General features: G+C 57.6%; 20 protein-coding genes. 11 read left to right on the plus strand and 9 right to left on the minus strand.

Annotated features, from left to right (window positions below):
• Positions 1-24 precede the first annotated feature (24 nt).
• Positions 25-639, plus strand: coding sequence for a nitroreductase family protein (locus tag VEV40_RS17365; RefSeq protein ID WP_324834146.1), 615 nt, complete (start codon positions 25-27; stop codon positions 637-639).
• Between the two features lie 23 nt (positions 640-662).
• Here VEV40_RS17365 and VEV40_RS17370 read toward each other — a convergent pair whose 3' ends face one another.
• Positions 663-1,082: a response regulator gene (locus VEV40_RS17370; RefSeq protein WP_324834147.1), complete on the minus strand. Its 420-nt coding sequence runs from the start codon at positions 1,080-1,082 to the stop codon at positions 663-665.
• A gap of 215 nt (positions 1,083-1,297) precedes the next feature.
• Between VEV40_RS17370 and VEV40_RS17375 the strand changes: the two genes are divergently transcribed.
• Positions 1,298-2,056 (plus strand): XRE family transcriptional regulator, encoded by a 759-nt coding sequence (locus tag VEV40_RS17375; protein ID WP_324834149.1) that lies wholly within the window; start codon positions 1,298-1,300, stop codon positions 2,054-2,056.
• 1 nt (position 2,057) lies between these two features.
• Here the strand turns inward: VEV40_RS17375 and VEV40_RS17380 are convergent, their stop codons facing one another.
• Positions 2,058-3,536 carry a hypothetical protein gene (locus VEV40_RS17380; RefSeq protein ID WP_324834150.1) on the minus strand — a complete coding sequence of 493 codons (1,479 nt, stop codon included), beginning with the start codon at positions 3,534-3,536 and terminating at the stop codon, positions 2,058-2,060.
• On the minus strand, positions 3,536-4,711 hold the full coding sequence (locus VEV40_RS17385) for a hypothetical protein (RefSeq protein ID WP_324834151.1): 1,176 nt from the start codon (positions 4,709-4,711) through the stop codon (positions 3,536-3,538). The genes VEV40_RS17380 and VEV40_RS17385 overlap by 1 nt, the downstream gene beginning before the upstream one ends.
• Before the next feature lie 143 nt (positions 4,712-4,854).
• Between VEV40_RS17385 and VEV40_RS17390 the strand changes: the two genes are divergently transcribed.
• The 3 genes from VEV40_RS17390 to VEV40_RS17400 are packed head-to-tail and all read left to right on the plus strand — an operon-like array spanning position 4,855 to position 6,998.
• Positions 4,855-5,640: an ABC transporter ATP-binding protein gene (locus VEV40_RS17390; protein ID WP_324834153.1), complete on the plus strand. Its 786-nt coding sequence runs from the start codon at positions 4,855-4,857 to the stop codon at positions 5,638-5,640.
• A gap of 3 nt (positions 5,641-5,643) precedes the next feature.
• Complete coding sequence (locus VEV40_RS17395) at positions 5,644-6,390, plus strand: ABC transporter permease (protein WP_324834154.1); 747 nt, start codon at positions 5,644-5,646, stop codon at positions 6,388-6,390.
• Between the two features lie 5 nt (positions 6,391-6,395).
• Entirely contained in the window at positions 6,396-6,998 is a 603-nt protein-coding gene (locus VEV40_RS17400; RefSeq protein ID WP_324834156.1) for a TetR/AcrR family transcriptional regulator, read from the plus strand.
• Between the two features lie 17 nt (positions 6,999-7,015).
• Here VEV40_RS17400 and VEV40_RS17405 read toward each other — a convergent pair whose 3' ends face one another.
• Positions 7,016-8,770, minus strand: coding sequence for a glycoside hydrolase family 13 protein (locus VEV40_RS17405; protein WP_324834157.1), 1,755 nt, complete (start codon positions 8,768-8,770; stop codon positions 7,016-7,018).
• A gap of 112 nt (positions 8,771-8,882) precedes the next feature.
• Positions 8,883-10,484 carry a hypothetical protein gene (locus VEV40_RS17410; protein WP_324834159.1) on the minus strand — a complete coding sequence of 534 codons (1,602 nt, stop codon included), beginning with the start codon at positions 10,482-10,484 and terminating at the stop codon, positions 8,883-8,885.
• 79 nt (positions 10,485-10,563) lie between these two features.
• Here VEV40_RS17410 and VEV40_RS17415 point away from each other — a divergent pair, with 79 nt between their 5' ends.
• The 3 genes from VEV40_RS17415 to VEV40_RS17425 are packed head-to-tail and all read left to right on the plus strand — an operon-like array spanning position 10,564 to position 14,601.
• The gene (locus tag VEV40_RS17415) at positions 10,564-12,291 is read left to right on the plus strand and encodes a trehalase family glycosidase (protein WP_324834161.1); all 1,728 of its coding nucleotides are present in this window, start codon (positions 10,564-10,566) and stop codon (positions 12,289-12,291) included.
• Positions 12,288-13,226: a PfkB family carbohydrate kinase gene (locus VEV40_RS17420; protein WP_324834163.1), complete on the plus strand. Its 939-nt coding sequence runs from the start codon at positions 12,288-12,290 to the stop codon at positions 13,224-13,226. The genes VEV40_RS17415 and VEV40_RS17420 overlap by 4 nt, the downstream gene beginning before the upstream one ends.
• 25 nt (positions 13,227-13,251) lie before the next feature.
• Positions 13,252-14,601 (plus strand): DUF2252 domain-containing protein, encoded by a 1,350-nt coding sequence (locus tag VEV40_RS17425; protein WP_324834165.1) that lies wholly within the window; start codon positions 13,252-13,254, stop codon positions 14,599-14,601.
• 90 nt (positions 14,602-14,691) lie between these two features.
• On the opposite strand, the gene VEV40_RS17430 is transcribed toward VEV40_RS17425, so the two are convergent.
• Positions 14,692-15,183 (minus strand): hypothetical protein, encoded by a 492-nt coding sequence (locus VEV40_RS17430; protein ID WP_324834166.1) that lies wholly within the window; start codon positions 15,181-15,183, stop codon positions 14,692-14,694.
• Positions 15,184-15,410: 227 nt separating this feature from the next.
• Between VEV40_RS17430 and VEV40_RS17435 the strand changes: the two genes are divergently transcribed.
• From VEV40_RS17435 to VEV40_RS17445, 3 genes are all read left to right on the plus strand, one after another.
• A complete protein-coding gene (locus tag VEV40_RS17435) occupies positions 15,411-17,342 on the plus strand; it encodes an ABC-F family ATP-binding cassette domain-containing protein (protein ID WP_324834168.1) in 1,932 nt (643 codons plus the stop codon).
• 93 nt (positions 17,343-17,435) lie between these two features.
• Complete coding sequence (locus VEV40_RS17440) at positions 17,436-20,246, plus strand: phosphoenolpyruvate carboxylase (protein WP_324834169.1); 2,811 nt, start codon at positions 17,436-17,438, stop codon at positions 20,244-20,246.
• 99 nt (positions 20,247-20,345) lie between these two features.
• Positions 20,346-21,020: a plasmid mobilization protein gene (locus VEV40_RS17445; protein WP_324834170.1), complete on the plus strand. Its 675-nt coding sequence runs from the start codon at positions 20,346-20,348 to the stop codon at positions 21,018-21,020.
• 3 nt (positions 21,021-21,023) lie between these two features.
• On the opposite strand, the gene VEV40_RS17450 is transcribed toward VEV40_RS17445, so the two are convergent.
• The 3 genes from VEV40_RS17450 to VEV40_RS17460 all read right to left on the minus strand — a co-directional run.
• The gene (locus VEV40_RS17450; RefSeq protein ID WP_324834172.1) at positions 21,024-21,572 is read right to left on the minus strand and encodes a DUF1572 domain-containing protein; all 549 of its coding nucleotides are present in this window, start codon (positions 21,570-21,572) and stop codon (positions 21,024-21,026) included.
• 31 nt (positions 21,573-21,603) lie between these two features.
• On the minus strand, positions 21,604-22,440 hold the full coding sequence (locus tag VEV40_RS17455) for a transporter (protein ID WP_324834173.1): 837 nt from the start codon (positions 22,438-22,440) through the stop codon (positions 21,604-21,606).
• Between the two features lie 36 nt (positions 22,441-22,476).
• Positions 22,477-23,202 (minus strand): MFS transporter (locus tag VEV40_RS17460; RefSeq protein WP_324834174.1); only part of this gene is annotated, 726 nt, incomplete at its 5' end.

The raw sequence follows: 23,202 nt of genomic DNA on the forward strand, positions 1-23,202 counted from the left end.
ACATTCCTGAAGGGAGTTCTATTTGTGCCTTATACGCCAGAAGAGTTAGAAAAGCTGAAGCATGCTCCGGCTGTGCCCGGAGTCGAAGATCTTTTTCTGCGCCGCTGGAGCCCTCGCGCCTTTGCGGATAAGGATGTGTCGAACGATGATCTGAAGAAGATATTCGAGGCGGCGCGCTGGGCGGCATCGTCTTACAACGAGCAGCCATGGCGCTTTTTTCTTGGTCGGCGCGGGGACGCAACTTACCAGAAAATTTTCGATTCGCTGGTGGAGTTCAACCAGGGCTGGGCAAAGAGCGCACCTGTGCTGATTTTGTCGGTCGGGAGCAACAAGTTTGCGCAGAACGGGAAGCCGAACCAGTACTCGATTCACGACACGGGCGCAGCCACGGCATACCTCTCGTTGCAGGCGACGGCGCTGGGACTGCATACGCACTCGATGGCGGGTTTCGATCACGCAAAGGCACGTAGAGCCTTTAATGTCTCGGCCGATTATGACATCGGTGCTGTGACTGCATTGGGATATCTGGGCGATCCGAATACGCTGCACGATCAGATGCGGGCGCAGGAGACTTCGCCGCGACAGAGAAAGCCGCTGAGTGAGTTTGTGCTGGCGGATTGGGACAAGCCTGCGTTGTAGAGCAAGCCAGGCGTAGGACAGGTCTAATTCATGAGTTCGCTGAAGGGTGCGCTTGCTTCGCTTTCCAGGCGCATCTGACCTATCATTTCCAGTAGAAAGGCTGGATCCACCGGCTTGGCCAGAACTTCGAACGTGTGGCCTTTTTTTGTCATCTCCTCCAGAATCTCCGATGTAAACGGCTGTCCAGAGAAAAGCACGGAACGGCACAATGGATAATTTGCTTTCAAGACGATGGCCAGATCGATACCATTCATTTGGGGGAGTATGACGTCAACGATGGCCAGGTCCGGTTGCCACTCGGCGATAATTTCTATCGCCTGTTCGGCCGAATACGCAACCCGCGTTTCATAACCACGCGTCGAAAATAATAGGGCCAGGCTTTCGGAGACCATTGGCTCATCATCGACGATCAAAAGCTTGTAAGCGCTAACAGCGCTGGGCATTTTTATCCTCGGAAAACCTGTAATTTCGGAACCAGAGTTCCACCGCCGATCCATTTCGACCTTTCTGGGGCGATAGTTCGCCGGTTCATTGAAACCAGGTTTCTGGTCTTATTCTTTGATGCGCCCGAGTTCCTGCTAGGATACCTGACATCGGTGCTAAATCATTGATTTCATTGAAGGAATTGCACCGATGAAATATCTGGGACGGAGTTGCGATGGGCAATCCGCAATGGTCCGAACGGATTCGACAGGTACTGAGAGACCTGAAGCTGACACAGGCCGATCTGGCGGAAAGGCTTGGGGTCTCGCCGGCGACTGTCTCGCGTTGGACACAGGGAAAACACGAACCGACGGCGGAAACGTATATCGCGCTCGGAAATCTGGCCCAGAGGCCGGATGGGATTTACTTCTGGGAGCGCGCGGGAATGGGTGCCGCAGGGCTTTCAGATGCGAGCCTGCACAGCATAATGTCCTCTCTGCGAGTGAGCCTTAGGGATTTCAAACTGGTTGCGAGCCGCAGAACGTCCAAACAGCTGTCGGACAAAGGGAATGCCGTTGCGATTCCGCTGCTGAATGTGACAGCGTTTGGCGATCGGATCGCGCCGAAGGAGAATGTGAGCCTTTCCGAAGTTGAGGTCGAAGACATTCTGCTGGCCCCGCTTTCGTGGTGCCCGCATCCGGAAAAAATGATCAGCATGCATGTAGCGGGCGACTCGATGTATCCGTTGATTGCGAGCGGCTCCATCATCTTTGTAGACACGGCGGTAACGGACCGCGAGGTTCTGGACCAGAAACTTACGGTCGTAGCGCATCGCGACATGGGGTTCAAGGTGGCGCGATTCCAGCGGTTGGCGGGTTCAGACCTGATGGTATCGGCCAACCACAAGTGCCTTCCGCTCGACGTGAGCAATGCCTCAAAGTGGAAGATCTATGGAGAGGTGCTGTGGTGGGTGGCAAGAGACGTTGAACCGTGAGCTACTGCACCTGCGCGTCAAAAGTTGCGGTTTCGATGATGTTAGCGTGCTTCATCTGAACGAAGATGCGGTAGTTGCCCGGCGTGGGAAAACCATAGGGAAAGCCCACGGAGTTAGGGATAGGCTGCGAATCACTGCCGCTCATGTCCATTCCTGGCATATTGCTCATGTTGTTTGATGCAGTCTGGTTCTCGGCCTGCGCCATCATAAGAGCGGCCATGGATACAGTTCCTGAGGGATGGATATGTGCGAAGACGGTGCCGTCGGTCTTGACGAAGGCAGCGTGGCCGGTCATGCCCATGTAAAGCGCCATGTCCTTTGGCGGCTGACCGTTCGCATCGAGCAGTGTGAATGTGAAGTCTTCGGGGGCCTTCGCGGTGAGGGTTGCCGGGCGCTTCCAGACCATGGTGTATCCATCGGGCAGCTTATAACTGGCGCTGGTTTGGGTGCCTCGGCCCGTGGATGTGACAGCGGTCGCTGTCCCTTCGGCGTCGTCTCCGGTCAGTTCGCGTCCATGGGTGAAGGGCACAGTAATGGACGTGACCAGCGTCTCGGGAAAGCCGTTGGCGTGGACAACATCGGCATAGAGCTTGTATGTCCCGGCGGGCATCGTAGGCAATGCGAGATGGAAGTCGCCTGAGCCGACCTGATCGGGATGCAGGTGAAAAACGACGTCCATGGCCGGCCAGCGAATCGCGTAGAGGTGCATGAGGTGGTTGTGGTCAGGGACGAAGTCGTCAAGTTTGCGCGCGTGCAGCCATCCGGGATCAACCATTTTTAAATCGAGAACATTGTCAGGCTGTACGGTCGCGTTCATCTGCAGCGGCTTATAGATATAGGAGGAGTAGTCGGCGGCCTCGGCGTTCCACCACTTGCCACCGAGGATGACTCCGGCGACGAGAATGACAAATGCAACCGTCATGGCTACAAATGCGCGGCGGCGGCGTTCGGGCGCGGCGGTTTTGCCCGGCGGGACTTGCGCGTCGCGCGCTGCGGCCCCGATGATGCCGACCATTCCGAGGACAAGGATCACCCCGAGCAAGGCCAGCATGAGGCCAAGGCCATGCTGCATTTTGCGCGTGCCGATGGCGGTTGCGGGAACGGGGATGGAGAGGACGCCTTGACCCTGACTTCCGTTTGCGATGAAACGAATCTGCCATGATCCGGTGGCCATGATCCAGAGATGGCCTGTGAAGAATTGCGCATCGTTCGACGGCTTGGCCATCGTGTCGGGAACAGGCGGGTGCTTCGACGCGTCGCCGGTGAGAGCCAGCGGCGCTATGGTGATACTGTCGACGCCCGGCGTGCTGGAGCGGGCCTCAATTTCTGCCACTCCAGGGATGACAAGTGGCGGACGGATCACGATGTAAAGCTTGTAGGGACCGGCATCACCCTGGGCATAGATGTCCGGACTGCCAACATGTGCGCTTGCAGGCAGAGCGAAAATCAGGAGTAAAAGACAGACAAGCCAGCGCCGCATCAGCGTTGCACCTTCCGCATCCATTTGCCGAGGGCTATGCCGATCCATGTGCTGATGGCGGCGTAAAGCATGGCGAAGGCGAGGCCCTTCCAGAGGACGAAACCGTGTTCAGGGTCGAGGAATGTCCGCAGAGCGGCATGTGACCAGGAGGGCGTGCCATAGTCGAGGTAGCCTGCGCCGAAGAAGCGATTGTCGGCGGCCTTCGCCATGAGGAAGTTGGCGAAAGGCCACTCTACGCCTACGAACGTCAGCACAAAGACCGGGCCTGAAATGAGCGCGATGAGCCATGGCTTCCATGTCTGTGTTTTTGCGAGCAGCATGTCCATGAAGAAAGCAGGCACGATCAAGAGCAGCGGGAAGAGCGGTGGAATGAATTGATGCACGGGCTGATAGACGGGGCCCAGCTTTGGCTCCGCGGGAAAGAGCGGCAGGATGAGAATAAGCCCGATGAGGAACAGCGAGTAAAAAGCAGTAGTAATGGTGGCCGCCCAGCGGTGGCGCGAGCTCTCCCAGAACATGGCGAAGTACGTTGGTACGCCGATGGCGACAGAGATATATGCTTCGGCGGTATGAAGGCGGACGTCCCAGGTGTATTCCATGCGGAAGAACATGGTGAGAACCACCATCAATCCGCCGAGGTAGAGGAGCAGCCACTGCAGCTTCTTGAATAGCGCGCCATCGGCGCGGTTCATAGCAGCAGTAATCAGGAAGAGCGAGCCGACTTCGATGGCGAAAATGCCGAGCATCAGCAGTGTATGCGGGGGACTGACGATCTTTACGTCGAGGCCATAGGCGTTGTGCCACCAGTTGTCGAATGGGGCCGAGGTGAGCATGGCGACTCCGCCCCACGCGGCAAGAAATGCTCCTAGCGGGGCGCGGAAGCCGAAGACGCCGACTGAAGACGAGCGCAAGTCGGAAGCAGACCGGAACGTCGTATTGAAGATCAGGTAGCTGCAACAGATTCCGGCAAGCACGCCGCAGGCATAGATGGCCATGTGCGCTGGAGTCCAGAAAGTGTCGCGGCCGATGGACCGATGCCAGGAAACGTCCCAGTGAGCACCGATGGTGACTGAGGTGACGGCGAGCACCGCGCACCATAGATACCAGGGGATATTGCTTTCAGCCGATTCATAAACCGCGGCATTCGCGGTAACCGCCGGATTCGCTGTAGCCATGCGAGTTCATGCCTCGATGCGTTTCGTCTTCAGGATACGCTGCGCGCTGTCTATTTTCCGTCAAATTGGCGTCGTATCCGGTCCAGGCTCTTGACATTAATAAACTAAACCGTTCAGTATTGTCGATACACGGGACGGTTTTCATGATTCGAGCTGACAACCTGGTGAAGACATTCGGCGAGTTTACCGCCGTAAACGGCATTTCCTTCGATGTAAAGCAGGGCGAGATTTTTGCCTTTCTTGGGCCAAACGGCGCGGGAAAAACAACCACCATCAAGATGCTGACGACGCTGCTGAAGCCGACCAGCGGCACGATTGAACTGGACGGCCTGAATCCAATGCAGCAGCAGAAAGAAGCGCGGCGGCGTTTCGGGATCGTCTTTCAGGACCCAAGCCTGGACAACGAGCAGACCGCTTACGAAAACATGGAGCTGCATGGAATTCTTTATCATGTGCCGCGCAAAGTACGCATGGTGCGCATCGAGAGCTTATTGAAGATTTTTGAGCTGTGGGACCGGCGGGATGACTACGTGAAGCAATTTTCCGGTGGCATGAAGCGGCGGCTGGAGATTGCGCGCGGCTTTCTGCACACGCCGAAAATCCTGTTTCTCGACGAGCCGACGCTGGGGCTCGATCCGCAAAGCCGCAATCAGTTGTGGACGCATGTGAAGCGGCTGAATGAAACAGAGAAGACGACGGTATTTCTAACTACGCACTACATGGACGAGGCCGACCGCGTCGCGCATCGCATTGCGATTATTGACCACGGCAAGCTGATTGCGCAGGGGACCTCGACCGAACTCAAAGCGAGCACCAACAGCGATTCGCTGGAAGGCGCATTCCTGTCGCTGACAGGAGAATCGCTGCGTGATGAGACCGCGAGTTCTGCGGACCAGATGCGCCAGATGGCAAAAATGTGGAGGAGGTAGACGATGAGTGCAATTTATATTTTGTGGCTGCGTGAGCTGAAGCGCTATACGCGCTCACGCGTACAGATCATCGCTTCGCTTGGCCAGCCGATCCTGTATCTGGTGGCGCTAGGATTCGGGCTTGGCCCGGTTTTCCAAAAGGCCGGAGCGGGGAGCTATCTGCAATTTATTTCTCCCGGCATCGTAGGCATGTCGGTCCTGTTCACCTCAGTCTTCTCCGGCATCGCCATTCTCTGGGACCGGCAATTCGGGTTCCTGAAAGAAACGCTGGTGGCCCCGGTTTCGCGCATGCAGATCATGCTGGGGCGCGCGCTGGGCGGGGCAACAGTAGCGATGATTCAAGGCGTGATCGTTTTCGCGGTCTGCCTGATCGCTGGCTTCCGTCCGCAAAGCTGGGCGGCGATACCGGCGGCCCTCGGATTCATGGCCATGGTGGCCATCGTGTTCGCGGCGCTGGGCACGGCCTTCGGCTCGATCATCCAGGACATGCAGGGATTCCAGATCATCATGAACTTTATGGTGTTGCCAATTTTCTTCCTGTCCGGTGCGCTGTTTCCCCTGTCACACCTGCCGGCGGCGCTTACGGTCATCACGAGCATCGACCCATTGTCGTATGGCGTTGACGGATTACGCGGCGCTCTGATCGGAGCGTGGCATTTCAGCTTTGCGCTGGACGTTGCCGTACTTGGCGCAGTCGCGGCGGCGTTTTTGGCGACAGGCGCATATCTGTTTTCGAAGATCCAGTTGTAAGAGAGATGGCACGACCACGCAGCATCACGTCGCACCGCAAAGTATTGGAAGCCGCGCTTAGCCTGTTTGCCGAGCGCGGCATCGACTCCACCAGCATGGACGCCATTGCCGAGACTTCCGGCGTAAGCAAAGCGACCATCTACAAGCACTGGCGCGACAAGGACAAGCTGTGCCTCGAAGTGCTCGGTTATCTGCATGGCGTGGATGAAGAGGCGCCGGTCTTTGATTCAGGCGACCTGCGCGCTGACCTGATTGCGCAGTTGAATTATCAGCCTGCAGCACATCGCAAGGAGATGAAGGAACGCATTATGCCGCACCTGATTGCATACTCGGCGCGCAATCGCGCATTTGGCGAGCAATGGCGAGCGCGCGTGCTCGAAAAACCGCGCGCTCAATTGCGTGACATGATCAAGCGCGGCATAACGCGCGGCAAGCTGGCGCAGTCGCTCGACCCTGAGGTTGGCATTGCCCTTTTGATTGGGCCGATGCTTTACAGACACGTGTTCGTGAGCCGCTTCGGCGGGAAGCTGCCTGCGGATTTAGCAACGCATGTGGCTGACACGTTTATCGCGGCGTATGGGTTGCAAACGCGGCGGAAGCGCGCGTGATCTTTGGTGCCTTTCTTCTATTGCACCTCACCCATGTAGACGCCAAACGGCGGCAACTGCACGTTGTCCAATGAAGACGGATCACTTGATCCAGGGGTCTTCATCAGCGTTTTGACCTGCTTGCTGGTGATTCCCTGTGCCGAAAGATCGAAGCTGATCTTCTGCGGCTGCGCAGTGAAGTTGCAGGCAACAACCACGACAGGTTGACCCGGCGCCTGACGCAGCCATGACAGAACGTTGTTGTCGCTGGTGTTGAGCATGACGTCCTTGCCATCGCGCAGCGCGGGCACAGAGCGGCGGAACTCGATGAGCTGCTTATACCAGTTCAGCATCGAGTCAAAGTCCATGACCTGCGCCTTTACGTTGACCGTCTTGTAGCTTTCCGGAATCGGCAGCCATGGCTTTACGTTTGGTCCGGTGAAACCGGCGTTCGGGCCGTCATCCCACTGCATGGGCGTGCGCTCGCCGTCGCGGCCTTTATATTTAGGCCATCCGGTAATGCCGACTGGGTCTTTCACATCTTCTTTACGGGTGGGTGTTGTTGTGACCATGCCGATTTCATCGCCATAGTAGAAGAGCGCGGTGCCGCGCGTGGCGAAGAGAATGGTGGCGATGACGCGGCCAATGTCCTGATTGTGCGTGCCGTCGCCATAGCGGTCCCAGCGCGGATTGTCGTGGTTATCGAAGACGATGAGCGGCTCGTTGCCGTTGACGTCGTTCTGCACCTGATCGATACGTTGGCGGAATAGGTTGACGTCAAGCTTGTTGATGAAGCCGATCTGCATGTCCATGGGCAGCTGCAGCTCGTCGTCTTTGGCGCCATACATTTTCGCAAGGTCTTTAATGCTGTTGAGATAGGTTTCGCCGATCAGCACAACATCGCGGCCCTTGTAACTGTTAGCTACCTGGCGCAGGTCGCGCAGCACATCGTGGACCTGGGGCAGGTTGTTCGTCATCTTGTCGTCGAGCTTTACGTCGCCATAGTCGTTGGTTTCGGGATTGCCGTTCGCATCTTTAATTACGGCGTCGTCGCGCCATTGTGGATCTTCAAAAAGCGTGGTGATGGCGTCGAGGCGGAATCCGGCGACACCGCGGTTAATCCAGAAACGCTCGACGTCATACATGGCCTTGCGCACCTGCGGATTGGTCCAGTTCAGGTCCGGCTGCTGAATGTAGAACTTGTGATAGTAGTACTGGCCTGTTTTCTGGTCGTACTCCCACGCCGAGTGACCGAAGTCGGACTGCCAGTTATTGGGCGGCTGTCCGGGGCCTTTGCCGTCGCGCCAGACATACCAATCGCGCTTCGGGTTGCATCTTGAGCTGCGCGACTCGATGAACCACGGATGCTTGTCAGAGGTGTGGTTGAGCACCAGGTCCATGATGATGCGGATGTTACGCTTCTTCGCTTCGGCAACAAGACGGTCAAAATCCTGCATCGTCCCGTACTGGGGATCAATCGCTTCGTAATTGGAGATGTCGTAGCCGAAGTCAACCTGTGGCGAGGGATAGATGGGCGAGAGCCAGATGGCATCGACACCGAGCACCTTCAGGTAGTCGAGTCGCTGCGTGATGCCGTTGAGGTCCCCGATGCCATCGTTGTTGGAGTCCTGAAAGCTGCGCGGGTAGATCTCGTAAAGCACCGCACCCTTCCACCATTGCTGCGCTGACGATGCTGTGGCTGCGGAATGCGTGTTCGCTGTTTGCGCCCACATGCAGCTTGCCAGCAAGAGTCCAGTCATTGCGCAAAGATTCTTTGTCCAGATGCGTTTCATGATCGCTCACCTCCAGGAAAATATGGCCGCATATTTCTGTCCGTAATACCGCGTTTTTATCAACGTGGAGAAACTAACACATTGCGGGTTCCGCGCGCAGGCCGATTTGGGCCTATTTGCTCTGGTTATGGTTGTCGTCTGCGTCGCTCTTGTCTTTGTCCTTATGGTGGAAGTCGAGGCCGATCTTAGGCTCTGAGCGAGTGCCTGTGATCTTGATGGGGACTTCCGTGCCTGCTCCATCCTTGGAGAAAAATGGATCGACGGGCTTGAGCAGCAGGGATTTGAGACCTGTCGTCAGCTGTGACACTTTGGCATCGAGCCGGGCCTTGCCAGAGAAATCAAACTGATCGCCGTCGAGAGTGTAAACGCCGTTCATAGATATATCCGCGCCGGGCACGTTGTATTGCAGGCTGCTGAATGTCAGCTTGCTGTTATCTAGCTCGAACTGTCCCTTCATCTGCGATTCGATGGAATCGGGATCTTGCTTGTCGATATCTTTCACTTCTTTCGCGCGGTTCTGGCTGCGCAGGCTGAGTTCGTCGACCTTGGCCTGCATTTTGTCATTGGAAAAGGTCGCGTTCGTGACCTCGAAGCTTCCTTTGAGGCGCAGTTTGTGAGAAACCGAGTCTTGGCCTGGCGGCAGGATGAATTTTGTCTTCAGCCGTAAGCCGCCACTCATGATGGGAGGCACAGTTTTCACCGCCAGCGTCAGCATGTCTTCAACGCGCGCTGGCCCTACCGTCACGTTGAGCGTAATGTTGTGGCCTCCCTGCGGGGCGCGGACTACATCTCCAGTGGCGAGGATATGCGAATGCTGCAACCGCGCATCTACAGGCTGCAGATAAGTATCTCCATTGGTGCCATCGACAATTGCGTGAAACTTGGTGTGCAGGGGCATGGGATGGTTGCCGGAATCGACGCTGAAATCGGGCGTGTCGGTTTCGCCATCAACGACGATGTGATTCAACTCGCCATCGTAATTCCCCGTGGATGAAAGTATGCCGCCGATGCCTTTGATCGTGTTGAGATCGGCGTGGCTGAAGCTGTATTCGCCGCGCACCGGGGAATCGCCCGGACTGTCGGCATCGAACGGGCCGAAATCGCCGGAGGAATCGATGTCGCCGATCGGCTTCGGATTGACCAGGGTGGCGTGGAATTTCATCGGACGGCCCGCGCCAACGGAATGCAGAGTGAGATGGCTGATCTCGAAATCAAGAGGAATTTTGCCCGGCTTATTGGTTTCGAGCACAAGCGCGGCATTTTCGATCTGTATCTCGTTGACGATGATTTTTATTTTGCTGCTGCCGCCGCTGCCGCTTTTTCCGTGAGGGCTTGGAATGTTCTGGCGCTGGTCTTTTGGCGGCAGATTAATCCTCATACCTGTGAGGCTGACCTTGTCGACATGCATGGGAGAGTGCAGCAGGTCGTGCCAGGTGGTGCGGAAGGAAAATTCATCCACGGCAAAGAGCGGCTTGTCCATTTCAATCTGATTTGGATAGAGCTGTAAGCCAGTACCTGAGACTTCAAAGCCATTGAGAAAATACACGTTGAAATGCTGAAGCTCGACGCTGCTGTCAAAACGCGTGCTTAGGGTGTCGATGACTCTGGCGCGCAAAATCGGCCCGGCGCGATGCAGAAGCACTTCCACAGCAATCACGGCGAGGACTACGAAGAGCAAAAAAACAGCCGCAGTCCATAGCAAGATGCGCTTCAAGCGGCTATGCTTCTGTGTTGTTGCTTCATGGCTTTGATCGTGCACGTCCAGGAGCCTTTCAGAGAAATACGGGTGCGCCATGAACTTAGAGGCAATTTTCGACTGGTGTGTTGGTTCGAGCGGCGTTCGCGGAGCAATGCGGCGACTGTGCCGCGGTTTTGTCCTCCTTATCTTTTATCAGGCCGCGGTTTTCGGGCAGGTGGCGGCGAGCGCAAAGCCTCCATCAGCACCGGCAGCAACAAGCATCGACCAATATATCCACCAGGCATGGGACACGCTGTCAAGGTCGATGACCGACTGCAATTCGCTGATTGATCCCAAGCTGAAGACCGCGCCGGTGCTGTACATTCCGCAGGCAATTGATGAACCGCCGCAGGTAGCCGCTTTGCATTCAAAATGCAATGTGGATGTGGAGCGCCTGCCGAAGCGCATTACGCATATTGGCGAAATCGATCCGCGGACGATCAAAACGCCCGGCCTGCTTTATCTGCCGAATAAGTATGTGGTGCCCGGCGGGCGTTTTAACGAGATGTACGGGTGGGACAGCTACTTCATCCTGCTTGGGTTATTACGCGATGGACGCATCGATCTTGCGCGCGGCATGGTCGAGAACTTTTTCTACGAGATTGAGCACTACGGCAGCATTCTGAACGCGAACCGGACGTACTATCTGACGCGCTCCCAGCCGCCATTTCTTTCATCAATGATCCGCGATGTGTATGAGGCGGATATTTCATCTATGTCCCGTAGCCCCAAGCGGGCGGATACCTGGCTGTATCGCGCCTATGGATACGCGGTGCGCGACCACAATTTGTGGTTGAGCGATTTTCATCGCGCTGGAGACACCGGGCTGGCGCGCTACTTCGACCTGGGTGAGGGCCCGGTTCCCGAGCAGGAAGATGACAGCACCTACTATCCGGACGTGATTCGCTGGCTGCTGTCGCATCCTGACGTGCATACCGATTATCTGGTCGACGGTCCTGACCAGCCGAACGCGGCCCAGCAGGCTGAACTGGCAAAGACGAGCTGCGACGTCAGCGTTTCGCATGTATGCGCGCACGCACATGTGGATGGTCATTGGCTCTCGGCGGATTACTATCGCGGCGACCGCGCAATGCGTGAGTCAGGTTACGATCCGAGCTTCCGTTTCGGCCCCTTCAGCGGCTCGACGCACCACTATGCGCCGATCTGCCTCAACAGCCTGCTCTACAAATATGAGCGCGATCTGGCATGGATGGCGGACAAGCTGGGCAAGGCGGACGAAGCAAGCCAATGGAATGCGCAGGCCGATGCGCGCAAGGCGGCAATCAACAAATATCTGTGGAACGCGGACGAAGGCATGTATTTCGACTACGATTACATGACCCACAAACAATCAAACTATCGCTATTTGACGACGTTCTATCCGCTCTGGGCAGGATTGGCAGACGAGGAGCAGACGAAAGGGCTGGAGAAAGCGCCGCACTGGTTTGAGCAGCCGGGCGGGCTTGCGATGAGCACTTATAATTCCGGCACGCAGTGGGACCTGCCCTATGGCTGGGCGCCTCCTTCATGGATTGCAATTGACGGGTTGTGGAAGGTGGGCGATGTTCCCGATGCGCGAAGGCTTTCAGAAAAATTCAGTCACACCATCGCGACGAATTTCGAGCATGACCATACGATCCGCGAAAAGTATGACGTGGTCAGCGGCTCGGCGCAGTTGGGTGTCGCTACGGGTTATAAGGGGAATCAAGTCGGCTTCGGCTGGAGCAATGCCGCATACCTGAAGATGCAGCAACTGCTGGCGGAAACTGGAGCGCAGAAGTGAGCGACGAGCCAAAGCTCATCGTTGGGTTGGGTGAGCTGTTGTGGGACCTGTTGCCGGGCGGCAAGCAACTGGGCGGCGCTCCGGCAAACTTTACCGTGATGTCGGCGCGGCTGGGAAATCGCGGCGTGATTGCCAGCAGCTTAGGTCGCGATGCGCTGGGTGATGAGGCGCGGGCGTACCTTGCGCCCTTGCCTGCTGACTTGAGCCGTCTGCAAATGGACCAAGATCATGCTACCGGGAGCGTATCGGTCACATTGCACGATGGCCAGGCGGAATATGTGTTTCGTCGGCCAGTGGCGTGGGACTTTCTCGCCTGTACGCCGGTGTGGCGTGCACTGGCGCAAAGCGCGGATGCGGTCTGCTTTGGGACGCTGGCACAAAGGCATGAGGTGTCGCGCGAAGCAATCCGGTCATTTCTCGCGGCAACACGAGAAGACTGTGTGCGCGTCTTCGACGTGAATCTGCGCAAGCCATTTTATGACGGACGAATGATCGGGGATTCGCTGCAACAGGCCACGCTGCTAAAGATGAATGAAATTGAGATGCCGATAGTGATGTCGCTGCTCGGTCTTGCGGAAAATTCAGGATCGGATGAGGCTGCGCTCCTGCAATCGGCGCGATTGCTGCTGGAGCGTTTTCCGCTGAAACTGGTCTGCGTCACCATGGGATCGCAGGGTAGCCTGCTGGCAGCACGCGAGGCGCATCATCGCCATCATGGAATTGCAACTGTAGTTGCCGATACGGTCGGCGCGGGCGATGCTTTCACCGCAGCGCTGGTCTGCTTCTACCTGCGGGGCGCGCCGCTTGCTGTTTTGAACGAGGCCGGGAACCGCTGGGGTTCGTGGGTTGCGTCGCAGAGAGGCGCCATGCCGGCGCTCTCCGCTGAAATGCGCGAGGCCATCGAGGCGCAGATTTTGCAGGCAACCGTACAATAATCAGCAATCAGCGAGGCAGGTGAAGATGATTGAGTTGTCCACCTCTCAGGAACGGCGTGCCATAGGCCAGTCGCGGCGCAAGCAGCTACGCAGGCAGGACCACTGTCACTGGCAACCGCAGCAGCGGCGGCACAACCCGATTGCGCTGCTCGAAGACTCGATGCGCGGACGCGTGCCGTCGCTGATTGCGCTGAAGTATGAGCGCATGGCCGCTTCGCCTTTCGGCTTCTTCCGCGGCGCTGTGCCAGTCATGGCTGCCGACCTTTCTCTCCTGCCGCATACCGGCATCGTGAACCAGATATGCGGTGATGCGCATGTGCGCAATCTGGGCGCGTACGCCGCGCCGGACGGGCGGCTGGTCTTCGACATCAACGACTTCGACGAGACCATTCGTGCTCCCTTCGAGTGGGACCTGAAACGCCTGGCCACCAGCCTGGTGCTTGCCGGGCGCGAAATCGGTGTCAAGCGCGCACAGTGCGAAGAAGCAGTGCAGGGCTTTATCGCGCGCTATCGCAGATACATAGACATGTTCGCCAAGATGCCGGTGATCGATATGGCGCGCTTCCAGGTGCATCGGCTGCAGCGCATCACTCCGGTTTCGACAGCGCTGTTGAAGGCCGAACGCGCCACGCCGATCCATACGCTGGAACAGTTGACCGTTCCGGAAATTAAACGCGGTGAAGAGACAGGCCGCCGGATTATCAAAGAGAACAAGCCGGTGCTCACGCGCATCTCTTCCGCGCAGGCGCGCGCGGTGCTGGCTTCGCTGCATGAGTACAAGAAAAACCTGCTGCCGGAGCGCCAGCATTTCTTCTCGCAGTATCGGCCTGTGGATGTGGGTTTCAAGGTCGTGGGCACTGGGTCGGTCGGGCTGCGCGACTATCTTGTCTACTTTGAGGGAAACGGGCGCGGCGATCCGCTCTTTCTGCAGATCAAGGAGGAGCCGGCATCGGCTTACGCGAAATACATTGAGTATCACGGGCCGCACCATGAGGGAGAGCGCGTGGCCGATGGGCAGCGCGCCATGCAGTTTCTGTCCGATCCGTTTCTGGGATGGACGACCATCGGCCATCGCCAGTACCTGGTGCGGCAACTGAACGATCACAAGGCAAGCATCGAACTCGAAGACATGAAAGGCCCGGGGCTGCTGGAATACGCCGAGATGTGCGGCGAGCTGCTGGCGCGCGGGCACTCCCGCTCTGGCGACGCCTGTGTGCTGGCCGGATATATCGGCAGTGGCAGACGGTTTGCCGAGGCAATCATGAAATTCGCCGACGCCTACGCCGACCAGACCGAGCGCGACTGGCAGATGCTGCTCAAATCAAGACATGCGCCGAAGAAGACAGCGCGCGAGCGGGTGAGCAAGTCGGCGTAATGGGCGACTATTTCAGCGGGCTAGTTCCGAGTTGCCGACCGCTCGGGAACTAATCAGTCTTCGGTTCCCCAGAACCAATTGGTTGTAGTTCTACTGGGACGGGCACCTCGCGACGGCGGAAGGTCCGGGTGCTGAGGCATCGTAGAGACGGACAGGTATTCGCCCTTCCAGCCCCGCAAGCCGGTAGTAAAACTCTGGATATAAGAAGAGAAACTCGGGGGCTTCCCTGAGCGTATAGTCGAATCCATCGGACGCTGGCTTCAACCGAAGATAGTCGACGGTCTGCACGTCAGACTTTTGATATTCAGTTATGACAGATCCGTGCTTTAACGTGATGCTGTCGGACTTTACTGCCAGAGGGCTTCCCGTGATCAGTTTTCCGCTATAGAGCTTTAGGACAAAAGCTTCGTGGGGATAAACGTGGGTCGCCGCTATATTAGTCCATGAACTGATCGCAGTGAATAAGAGAGCGTCACCCTGGCTAACCTGAAGCAGATCGACTCGCTGAATCTTGACCGGTTCTTTTTCGTACGGATGAACTGTTACTGCATTGGCATCGATCTCCGCGATTCGACCGTACACGCACGTCCATCCCGCTTTGTAAAGGTCAGGCTGGCCGAACGCGAGACGCCCTTTAGCGCGTCCGGGGAAGCTTGTGAAAGAAGGCTGGTGCAGCTTTGAAGGACGCAGAAGAACGTCGCGGCACGCAAGATGTTGAGCACGTTTCTATATTAGCTCCCGGTTTACCAGCCAACCAGAAGCTAACCTCTTCTGAGCTCGCCGCTCTACCTACTCGCTAAAATAAAACCATGCTGCAACTTGCCGATGCCGGCAAACGATTCGGCGCTAAACTCCTTTTCGAACATGCCAACTGGCTCATCACCGCGGGCGAGCGCACGGCGCTGGTCGGCGCGAACGGCACCGGCAAGTCTACTTTGCTGAAAACGCTGGCCGGGCTCGACACGCTTGATTACGGCGGTTTGCAGCGCACGCGCGGCATGAGCATCGGCTACCTACCGCAGGATGGGCTTGCGCTTTCCGGACGCTCGGTGTTTGAGGAATGCCTTTCCGTCTTTGACGAGCTGCGCGGCATCGAGCAGGAGCTGGAAACGTTGGCGGCTTCGCTGGCCGAGCTTGACCCCGAGAGCAGCGCCTACGCGGTTGCGGCGGAGCGCTATTCGAACCTGGGCGCGAGGTTCCACGCGCACGACGGCTACGCTCTCGATGCGCAGGTGGGGTCGGTGCTCAGCGGCCTGGGCTTCGGCAAGGAGGACTGGGCGCGGCGGACGGAAGAATTCTCCGGCGGCTGGCAGATGCGGATTGCGCTGGCGAAACTGCTGCTGCAGAAGCCGAATCTTCTTCTCTTAGACGAGCCGACGAACCATCTCGATCTGGAAACACGCAACTGGCTCGAAGAGTATCTGAGAACGTACCCGAACGGTTACATCCTCATCTCGCATGACCGCTACTTTCTCGATGTGACGGTGAACAAGATTATCGAGATATGGAACAAGGGGCTGCATTTCTACTCCGGCAACTACGAGAAATACCTGCAGCAGAAGGAAGAACGCCGCGCGCAGTTGGAGGCGGCGTATCGCAACCAGCGCGAGCACATTGAGCACCTTGAGGCATTCATCAGCCGCTTCCGTTATCAGGCCACGAAGGCGAAGCAGGTGCAGAGCCGCATCAAGGAACTGGAAAAGATTGAGCGCATCGAGATTCCGCAGGAAGAGCAGGCGATCCACTTAACTTTTCCGCAGCCGCCAGCGTCGGGAAGGACGGTGGTCGAAGTCTCCGGCCTGAGCAAGAGCTACGGCGAAAAACAAGTCTTAACGGACGTGAGCTTCACCATCGAACGCGGTGACCGCATCGCACTCGTCGGCGCAAACGGTGCGGGCAAATCGACGCTGATTCGCATGTTGTCCGCGCAGGAGCCGCCTACAGCCGGCGTGCTGAAGTTGGGGCACAACGTCCTGCCCGATTATTTCGCGCAGGATCAGTACAAGGTGCTCGACCCCGCAGCGCGGATGCTGGACGACATCAGCGGCATCGCGCCGCGCGTGCCAGAAACGGACCTGCGCAGCCTGCTCGGCTGTTTTCTCTTCTCAGGAGACGATGTTTTCAAGTCGCTGGGGGTGCTCTCCGGCGGCGAGCGAAATCGTTATGCGCTGGCGCGCATTCTGGTAAGCCCCGCGAATTTTCTGCTGCTCGATGAGCCCACCAACCACCTCGATCTGCGCGCAAAAGATGTTTTATTAGACGCGGTGAACAAATTTACCGGCACCGTGATCTTCGTCTCGCATGACCGCTACTTTATTGACCGGCTGGCTACACGCGTCTTTGAAGTGGAAGGCGGGCATGTGCATGTCTATCCCGGCAACTACGAGGATTATCTGTGGCGCAAGGAGAATGGGACATCGAATGTCGCTCAGGTTTCGGAGCCAGCGGAGCAGACTCCGGCCCCTGTTGCAGTTCAAGCCGTAGAAAAAGAAAAAGCTCGTCGCCTGAATCCGATTCGTTTACGGCAGATGCAGGAGCGGCTGGCGTTCGTTGAAGAGGAAATTCCGCGTGTCGAGGCGTCGATTGCAAATACGGAGCAGTCGCTTGGCATTTATGTCAGCGCGGAAGAGACCGACAGGCTCACACGTCTGCTCGATTCGCTGCGCGAACAGCACGGTTTGCTTGTCGCCGAGTGGGAAGAGTTAATGCTGCAACTTGAAGAGCAGCAGGTGAGCAGCTAAAGCCAGATCCTTCGCTACGCTCAGGGCGAACAATTTTTAGGTGTGCGCGCACAGCGTGCGCCAGCACGGCAAGTCCTCCTGCATAATCGAAATATGCCCCTTCTTTGGAAACCGGAGAGCTGGTCGCAACGCCTGGCGGAGCTGGAAGCGCGTTCAGGCGACCTGAAAGAGGCCCCTTTGCGGCGCGATGTGCGCTCGCTGGGCATGCTGTTAGGCGAAGTACTGCGCGAGCAGGCAGGCGAAGCTCTCTACAAAAAAGTGGAAGAGCTACGGCAATCCGCGATTCGCCGCCGCGAAGAGCAGGCCGCCGGTTCCGCGAAGGAAGCAGAAGAGCGTCTGCGGCAAACGGTGCTGGGCATCAGCGCTTTGCCGGTCGAGCAGGCCTACCAGTTGAGTCGCGCCTTCGCGTTTTATTTCGAGCTGATTAACCTTGCCGAGACCAATCACCGCAAGCGGCGGCGCGTGTCGCTGCAGCTCAGCGGAGACAGCTCGACCCAGCGCGGATCGCTGCGCGGCACACTGCGCGAGATGAAGCGGGTGGGCATCACAGCCGCCGAAGCGCTGAACTGGCTGCAACGCGTCTTCATTGTTCCCGTCTTTACCGCGCATCCCACAGAGATCGCGCGACGTTCTGTTCTATTCAAACGGCGGCGTATTGGTGAGTTCCTGGAAGAGCTTGACCGCATCCCGGTCCCTGACGAAGAAATATCCCGTCTACAAGAACAGCTCACCGCCGAGATCACAGCGCTTTGGCAAACGGACGAAGTACGCAGCCGCCGTCCAACGGTGAACGATGAAATCAAGATGGGGCTGGATTATTACGATGTCTCCATCTTTGCCACGCTGCCCAAACTATATGAAGAAGTATCGGCGGCGCTGGCCAGCGAATACGGGCTGCACATCGACATCTCTGAGTTACCGCTGCTGCTTGGTTTCGGCTCATGGATCGGCGGCGACCGCGACGGCAATCCATATGTAACGCCTGAAGTGACACGCGAAGCGATCCGTACGGCGCGTGCGCGTCTGCTCGCGTATTACCAGAAGCAGGCGCAGTTGATCATCGACCTGCTCACAACGTCGGCGCAGCAGTTGCCCATCAGCGATGAACTGAGTCAGCGTCTGCATGGATATCTGGCGGAGTTGCGCGCCGGAACACAACAAATCTTCGGGGCGCGCTTCGAGTTCGAAATGTACCGCCGCTTCATGGTCTGCGTGCATGCGCGTCTGCTCAAGACTGCGGGAGAATCCGAGTCGGACTCCGGAAGCATGGAAGCTGCGCTCAGCGCTTTGCCTGCTTATGGCAGTGCGCAGGAACTACTCGACGATCTGAATGCCTTGCGCCGCAGCCTGGCCGAGAACGAAGGTCTGCGACTGGCGAAGACGCTGATTGATCCGTTCATTCTGCTGGTTCGGACGTTCGGCCTGCACCTGCATACGCTGGATGTTCGCCAGCATGTGAAGCTGCACAACAAGGCGCTCAAGGAAACGTCAGACTGGTGCGCAGGCAATGCGTCTACAGTTCCTCAGACGCTTAGCAAAGAAAGCGCTGACGTGATTGAGGCATTCCGCACCATAGCAGAAGTAAAGGCGGGATGCAGTCCGGAAGCGATTCGACAATACGTCATCAGCGGCGCGGCCACTGTGGAAGACGTGCTCGGCGTCCTGTGGCTGGCGCGGCTGGGCGGCGTGCAGGTGGCGGCTAACGGTAACGATCCGGGGCTGATGCCGGTGCCGCTCTTCGAGTCGATTGAAGACCTGCGCAACGCTCCCGAGGTGTGCCGCAAGTGGTGGAACATGCCGGAATACCGGGCGCTGCTGGCCACATGGGGCAACACGCAAGAAATCATGCTGGGCTATTCGGACTCAAACAAAGACGGCGGCATGATGACCAGCACCTGGGAGATTTTCCGCGCGCACCGCGCCCTGCATGAGGTGGCACGCGAATGCGGCGTGAAGCTCCGCCTCTTTCATGGGCGTGGCGGCACGGTGGGGCGCGGAGGCGGTCCCACGCACCGCTCGATTTACGCGCAGCCTGTAGGCGCGTTTGAGGGACAGATTCGCATTACCGAACAGGGCGAAGTGCTCAACTGGAAGTATTCCGATGTGGTGCTGGCCGAACGCAATCTGGAATTGATGATCGCTGCGTCGCTCGATGCTCTGGCACGTCCGAACGCGCTTGATCCCAAGGGTCATCAGTCCGGAATTCTGCTGCCGGAATGGGAAGCGGCGCTGGAAGAAATGTCGGACACGGCATTCCATTTTTATCGCGAGCAGATCATCGACGATCCTGAAGTGTTTAGCTATTTCGAGCTGGCCACGCCTGTCGCGGAACTCGAGCACGCCAAGATCAGCTCGCGTCCGACGCGGCGCAGCGGACGGCGCGCCTTCGCCGACCTGCGCGCCATTCCCTGGGTCTTTGGATGGACGCAAAGCCGCCAGCTTGTACCTGCGTGGTTCGGCGTTGGTTATGCCATCGAGCGGTATTCGCAAAAGCCGGGCGCGGCAAAGCTGCTGCGCGCCATGATGGCTGAGTTTCCACTGTTCATCGACATCATCCGCAACGTTGAAATGGCGATGGCGAAGGCCGATCTGGGCATCGCGTCACTCTATGCTTCGCTGGTTCCTGACGCGGAGATGCGCAAGCGCGTCTTTTCAAAAATCGAGACAGAATTTCATCGCACCCACGCCGCCGCGCTTGCCATTACCGGGCAGAAAGAGCTGCTGGAAACCAATCAGGTCTTGGCGCGTTCTATCCGGCTGCGCAATCCGTATGTCGATCCAATGAGCCTGATTCAGGTGGACCTGCTGCGCCGCAAACGGGCAGGCGAAGACACGGACGAGATCAACCGCGCCATCGCCGGAACGATCAACGGCATTTCGGCTGGGTTGCGAAATACCGGCTGATTTTCCCGAAACGGCATTGCGGTTTCATATTGGATTTTCGCAGCGGAATTTCCATCTGACCAGCTGCTTGCGCGCTTTGCGCTGCGATACACTCGGCGCATGAGCACGCAACCACCGATAGAAGACATCAATGCTATTGTTAACCGCTTTCAGTCATGGGCCGGAGCGCAGTCATCGTCCGGCGCGAAAGACGGCGTCCGGGAACTGATCTACGATGAAGCCATCCGGCGGATACAGCGCCGTCAGCGCAGCGGCAAGCCTTTGCCCAAAGCTGAGGAACTCGCGCCGGTCGCGGCACAAAGCGTTAAGCATCGGAAGACAGCAAAGTCAGCGAAGCCCAAGAAGAGAACTGGAACGACGCGGCAAACGAAGCGCGAGCAACGTGGAGGTCCGCGCGAAGCCGTTGCCGCGACTGTGCCCGAGCCACCCGCGTTTGGGCAAGTGCTCACGGAAAAAGTGTCGATTCTGCCTGCTGTCGCGCCAAAGGAGTTGGCAATTGCCGAGCGCAAAACGACCGCGCTGTCACTGCGACTTTCTCTCGCGGAACACGGAGTGCTGAAGAAGCGCGCGGCTGAGGCGAACCTCTCCGTCTCCAGCTATCTGCGGAATTGCGTGTTTGAGGGGGAAGAACTCCGCGCGCGGATCGATCATCTGCTGGCGGCAAAGCAAGTACCGAAGTTGCTTCCGTCTCGCGGCGGCATTACTGACCGAATCGCCAACTTCTTCAGCGGAATGTTTGGCGGCAGAAAGAGCGCGTTCAGCCTCAGAGCATAAGCGTCAGCGCTGGCTGGCTTCGCCCGCGCGTACCCGTCGATTAAAATCGTCGGACTGCTTCCGCGGAACGGTAAGACATTTCCAGCTTTCCGATTCCAGATGCTTCGCCAGAAAGACAATCTGGCCGCAGTGATATGAGTAATGCGCGACCTGCCGGTTGATGGCCTGCATCACCGAATGCGCCTCGCTGCGAATGGTGACCGTTCGACCCAGATCCACATCGTTAAGCGGCTCCAGCGCGGTAAAGAGACAGTTCCATCCGTGCTCCCAAAGACGCATCAACTCCGGGCGCGTGGCCGGAGGCCCTTCGAACTCGCTGTCCCGATTACGGTCAGGCTTCTCGCCGTCCGTGGTCAGAAAATCCGTCCACCGCGAGCGCATGTTTCCCGCCATGTGCTTGATGATGATGGCGAGGCTGTTGCTCTCATCATCCAGCGCCGTCAGCAGATGTTCATCGCTGACCTGCGCCAGCGCGGCCTCGGAAAGCTTCTTGTATTGACGAAAAATTGCTATCGAATCGGTGACGTACGAGGTTGTGAATTCAAGCGCCATGCTTCACTGATTCGCGAATAGCAGCCACGCTTCAGAAAAAGTGCATGGTCTGCGCCGCCATATTCTGGGCCGCGCCTTTGTCTTTTCCCCAGGTCTTATAGAGACCTAGGTAGGCGTAGTTTTCCGTCTGGCCAGCGATAGAGTGTCCATAGGCAAAAAGCAGTTGCAAGCCGGGGGACTTGAAGTGGTAGTAGCCGCCTGCGTCAATCATCGTTGATGCTTCCGTCTGCGCGGCGGCAAAGCCCTCCCGCGCGTGAGAGAAGACCTCGGCTGAAAGTTCCAGTCTCTTGTTGATCTCCCGCTTGACCAGGAATCCGCCATACAGAAAGTTTCGATATTGTGTCTGCGGGACGACGGTATATCCAAGACCACCCACAAAGCTCCACGGACCAAATTCTTTCTCTACCCAGATCGGTAGTTTGTACCACACCTTGCCCACGCCAAGCCCCTTGGAATAGCTCCCGGTCGGAATTTCAAACATAGTGAAGGACCCAATCTGAGGGCGGTGCGCTGTTTGCTTGATAAAGCCATACTTCACGCCCAGTTCCATGTCAGTCAGCCCATAAGCGCTGGAGCCGGTCCCGCCCGGAGCATAGACAGGATTGTTCGAGGGCAGCACCGCGCCAAAAGGCAGAATGGCGTGGAGCTGAATATTAGGAATGGCGCCCCAGTTGAATTCAAACGCGGGGCCAACCGGGTCAAGTTCCGCCGGCGTTCCGTCCAGAGTGCCGAAGGCATAAGCCTCGTAATGCCCCAGATCTACTGGCGTTGGATCGTCGGTCTGGAACGGGGGGCCCGCCTGGGCCCATAATCTTGAAGCGGCCAGCAAAAGGAATAGGAACGATGCTCGCCTTAAGCACTTGCGCATGGGTCGCTACCTTCAGGGTGTGATTAAGCGGAATATCTAACGCTGGCTGATTTCTTGCGCCGACTGCTCCAGTTCCACTTCCATCAGCGATTCGGGCGTGAGTTCGTCAGCACTGCGGAGTTTCGGAAAGAAGACGCTCCACAGTCCCGTAACTGCAAGCGAGCCAATGCCTCCAAAGACCACGGCACGCACCGCCCCCCACCAGGCGGCGGTAAGCCCGCTTTCAAATTCACCCAGCTCATTCGATGCGTTCACAAAGAGCGAATAGACCGCGCTGACTCGTCCGCGCATCGCTGGCGGCGTCGCGAGTTGCAGCACAGCGGAGCGAATGACCACGCTGACCATGTCTGATGCGCCGACGAAGAACAGCGCAATGAGCGAAAGCAGCAGGCTCCGGGAAAAGCCGAAAATGATGGTGGCCGTGCCGAAAATTCCAACGCAGACGAACATTTTGTGACCTGCGCGGCGCTGAATCGGCCGCCAGGTGAGCCACATGGAGACAGCCAGCGCGCCAATGGCCGGGGCAGCGCGCAGAAGGCCCAGTCCGCGCGGCCCGGTCTGCAGAATGTCTTTGGCAAAGATCGGCATGAGCGCCACCGCGCCACCGAGCAGGACGGCGAACAGGTCGAGAGAAATTGCGCCCAGCAGAATCTGCGTCTTCCACACATAGCGGACGCCGGCCAGAAGCACTTCAACCGACGTATCGCGCTTTTCCATGCGCCCCGGCCGGACATGCAACGAGAGAATGAGCCACAGAAAGGC

The sequence above is a fragment of the Alloacidobacterium sp. genome (assembly GCF_035631355.1).
In the GTDB taxonomy this organism is placed as follows: domain Bacteria; phylum Acidobacteriota; class Terriglobia; order Terriglobales; family Acidobacteriaceae; genus Alloacidobacterium.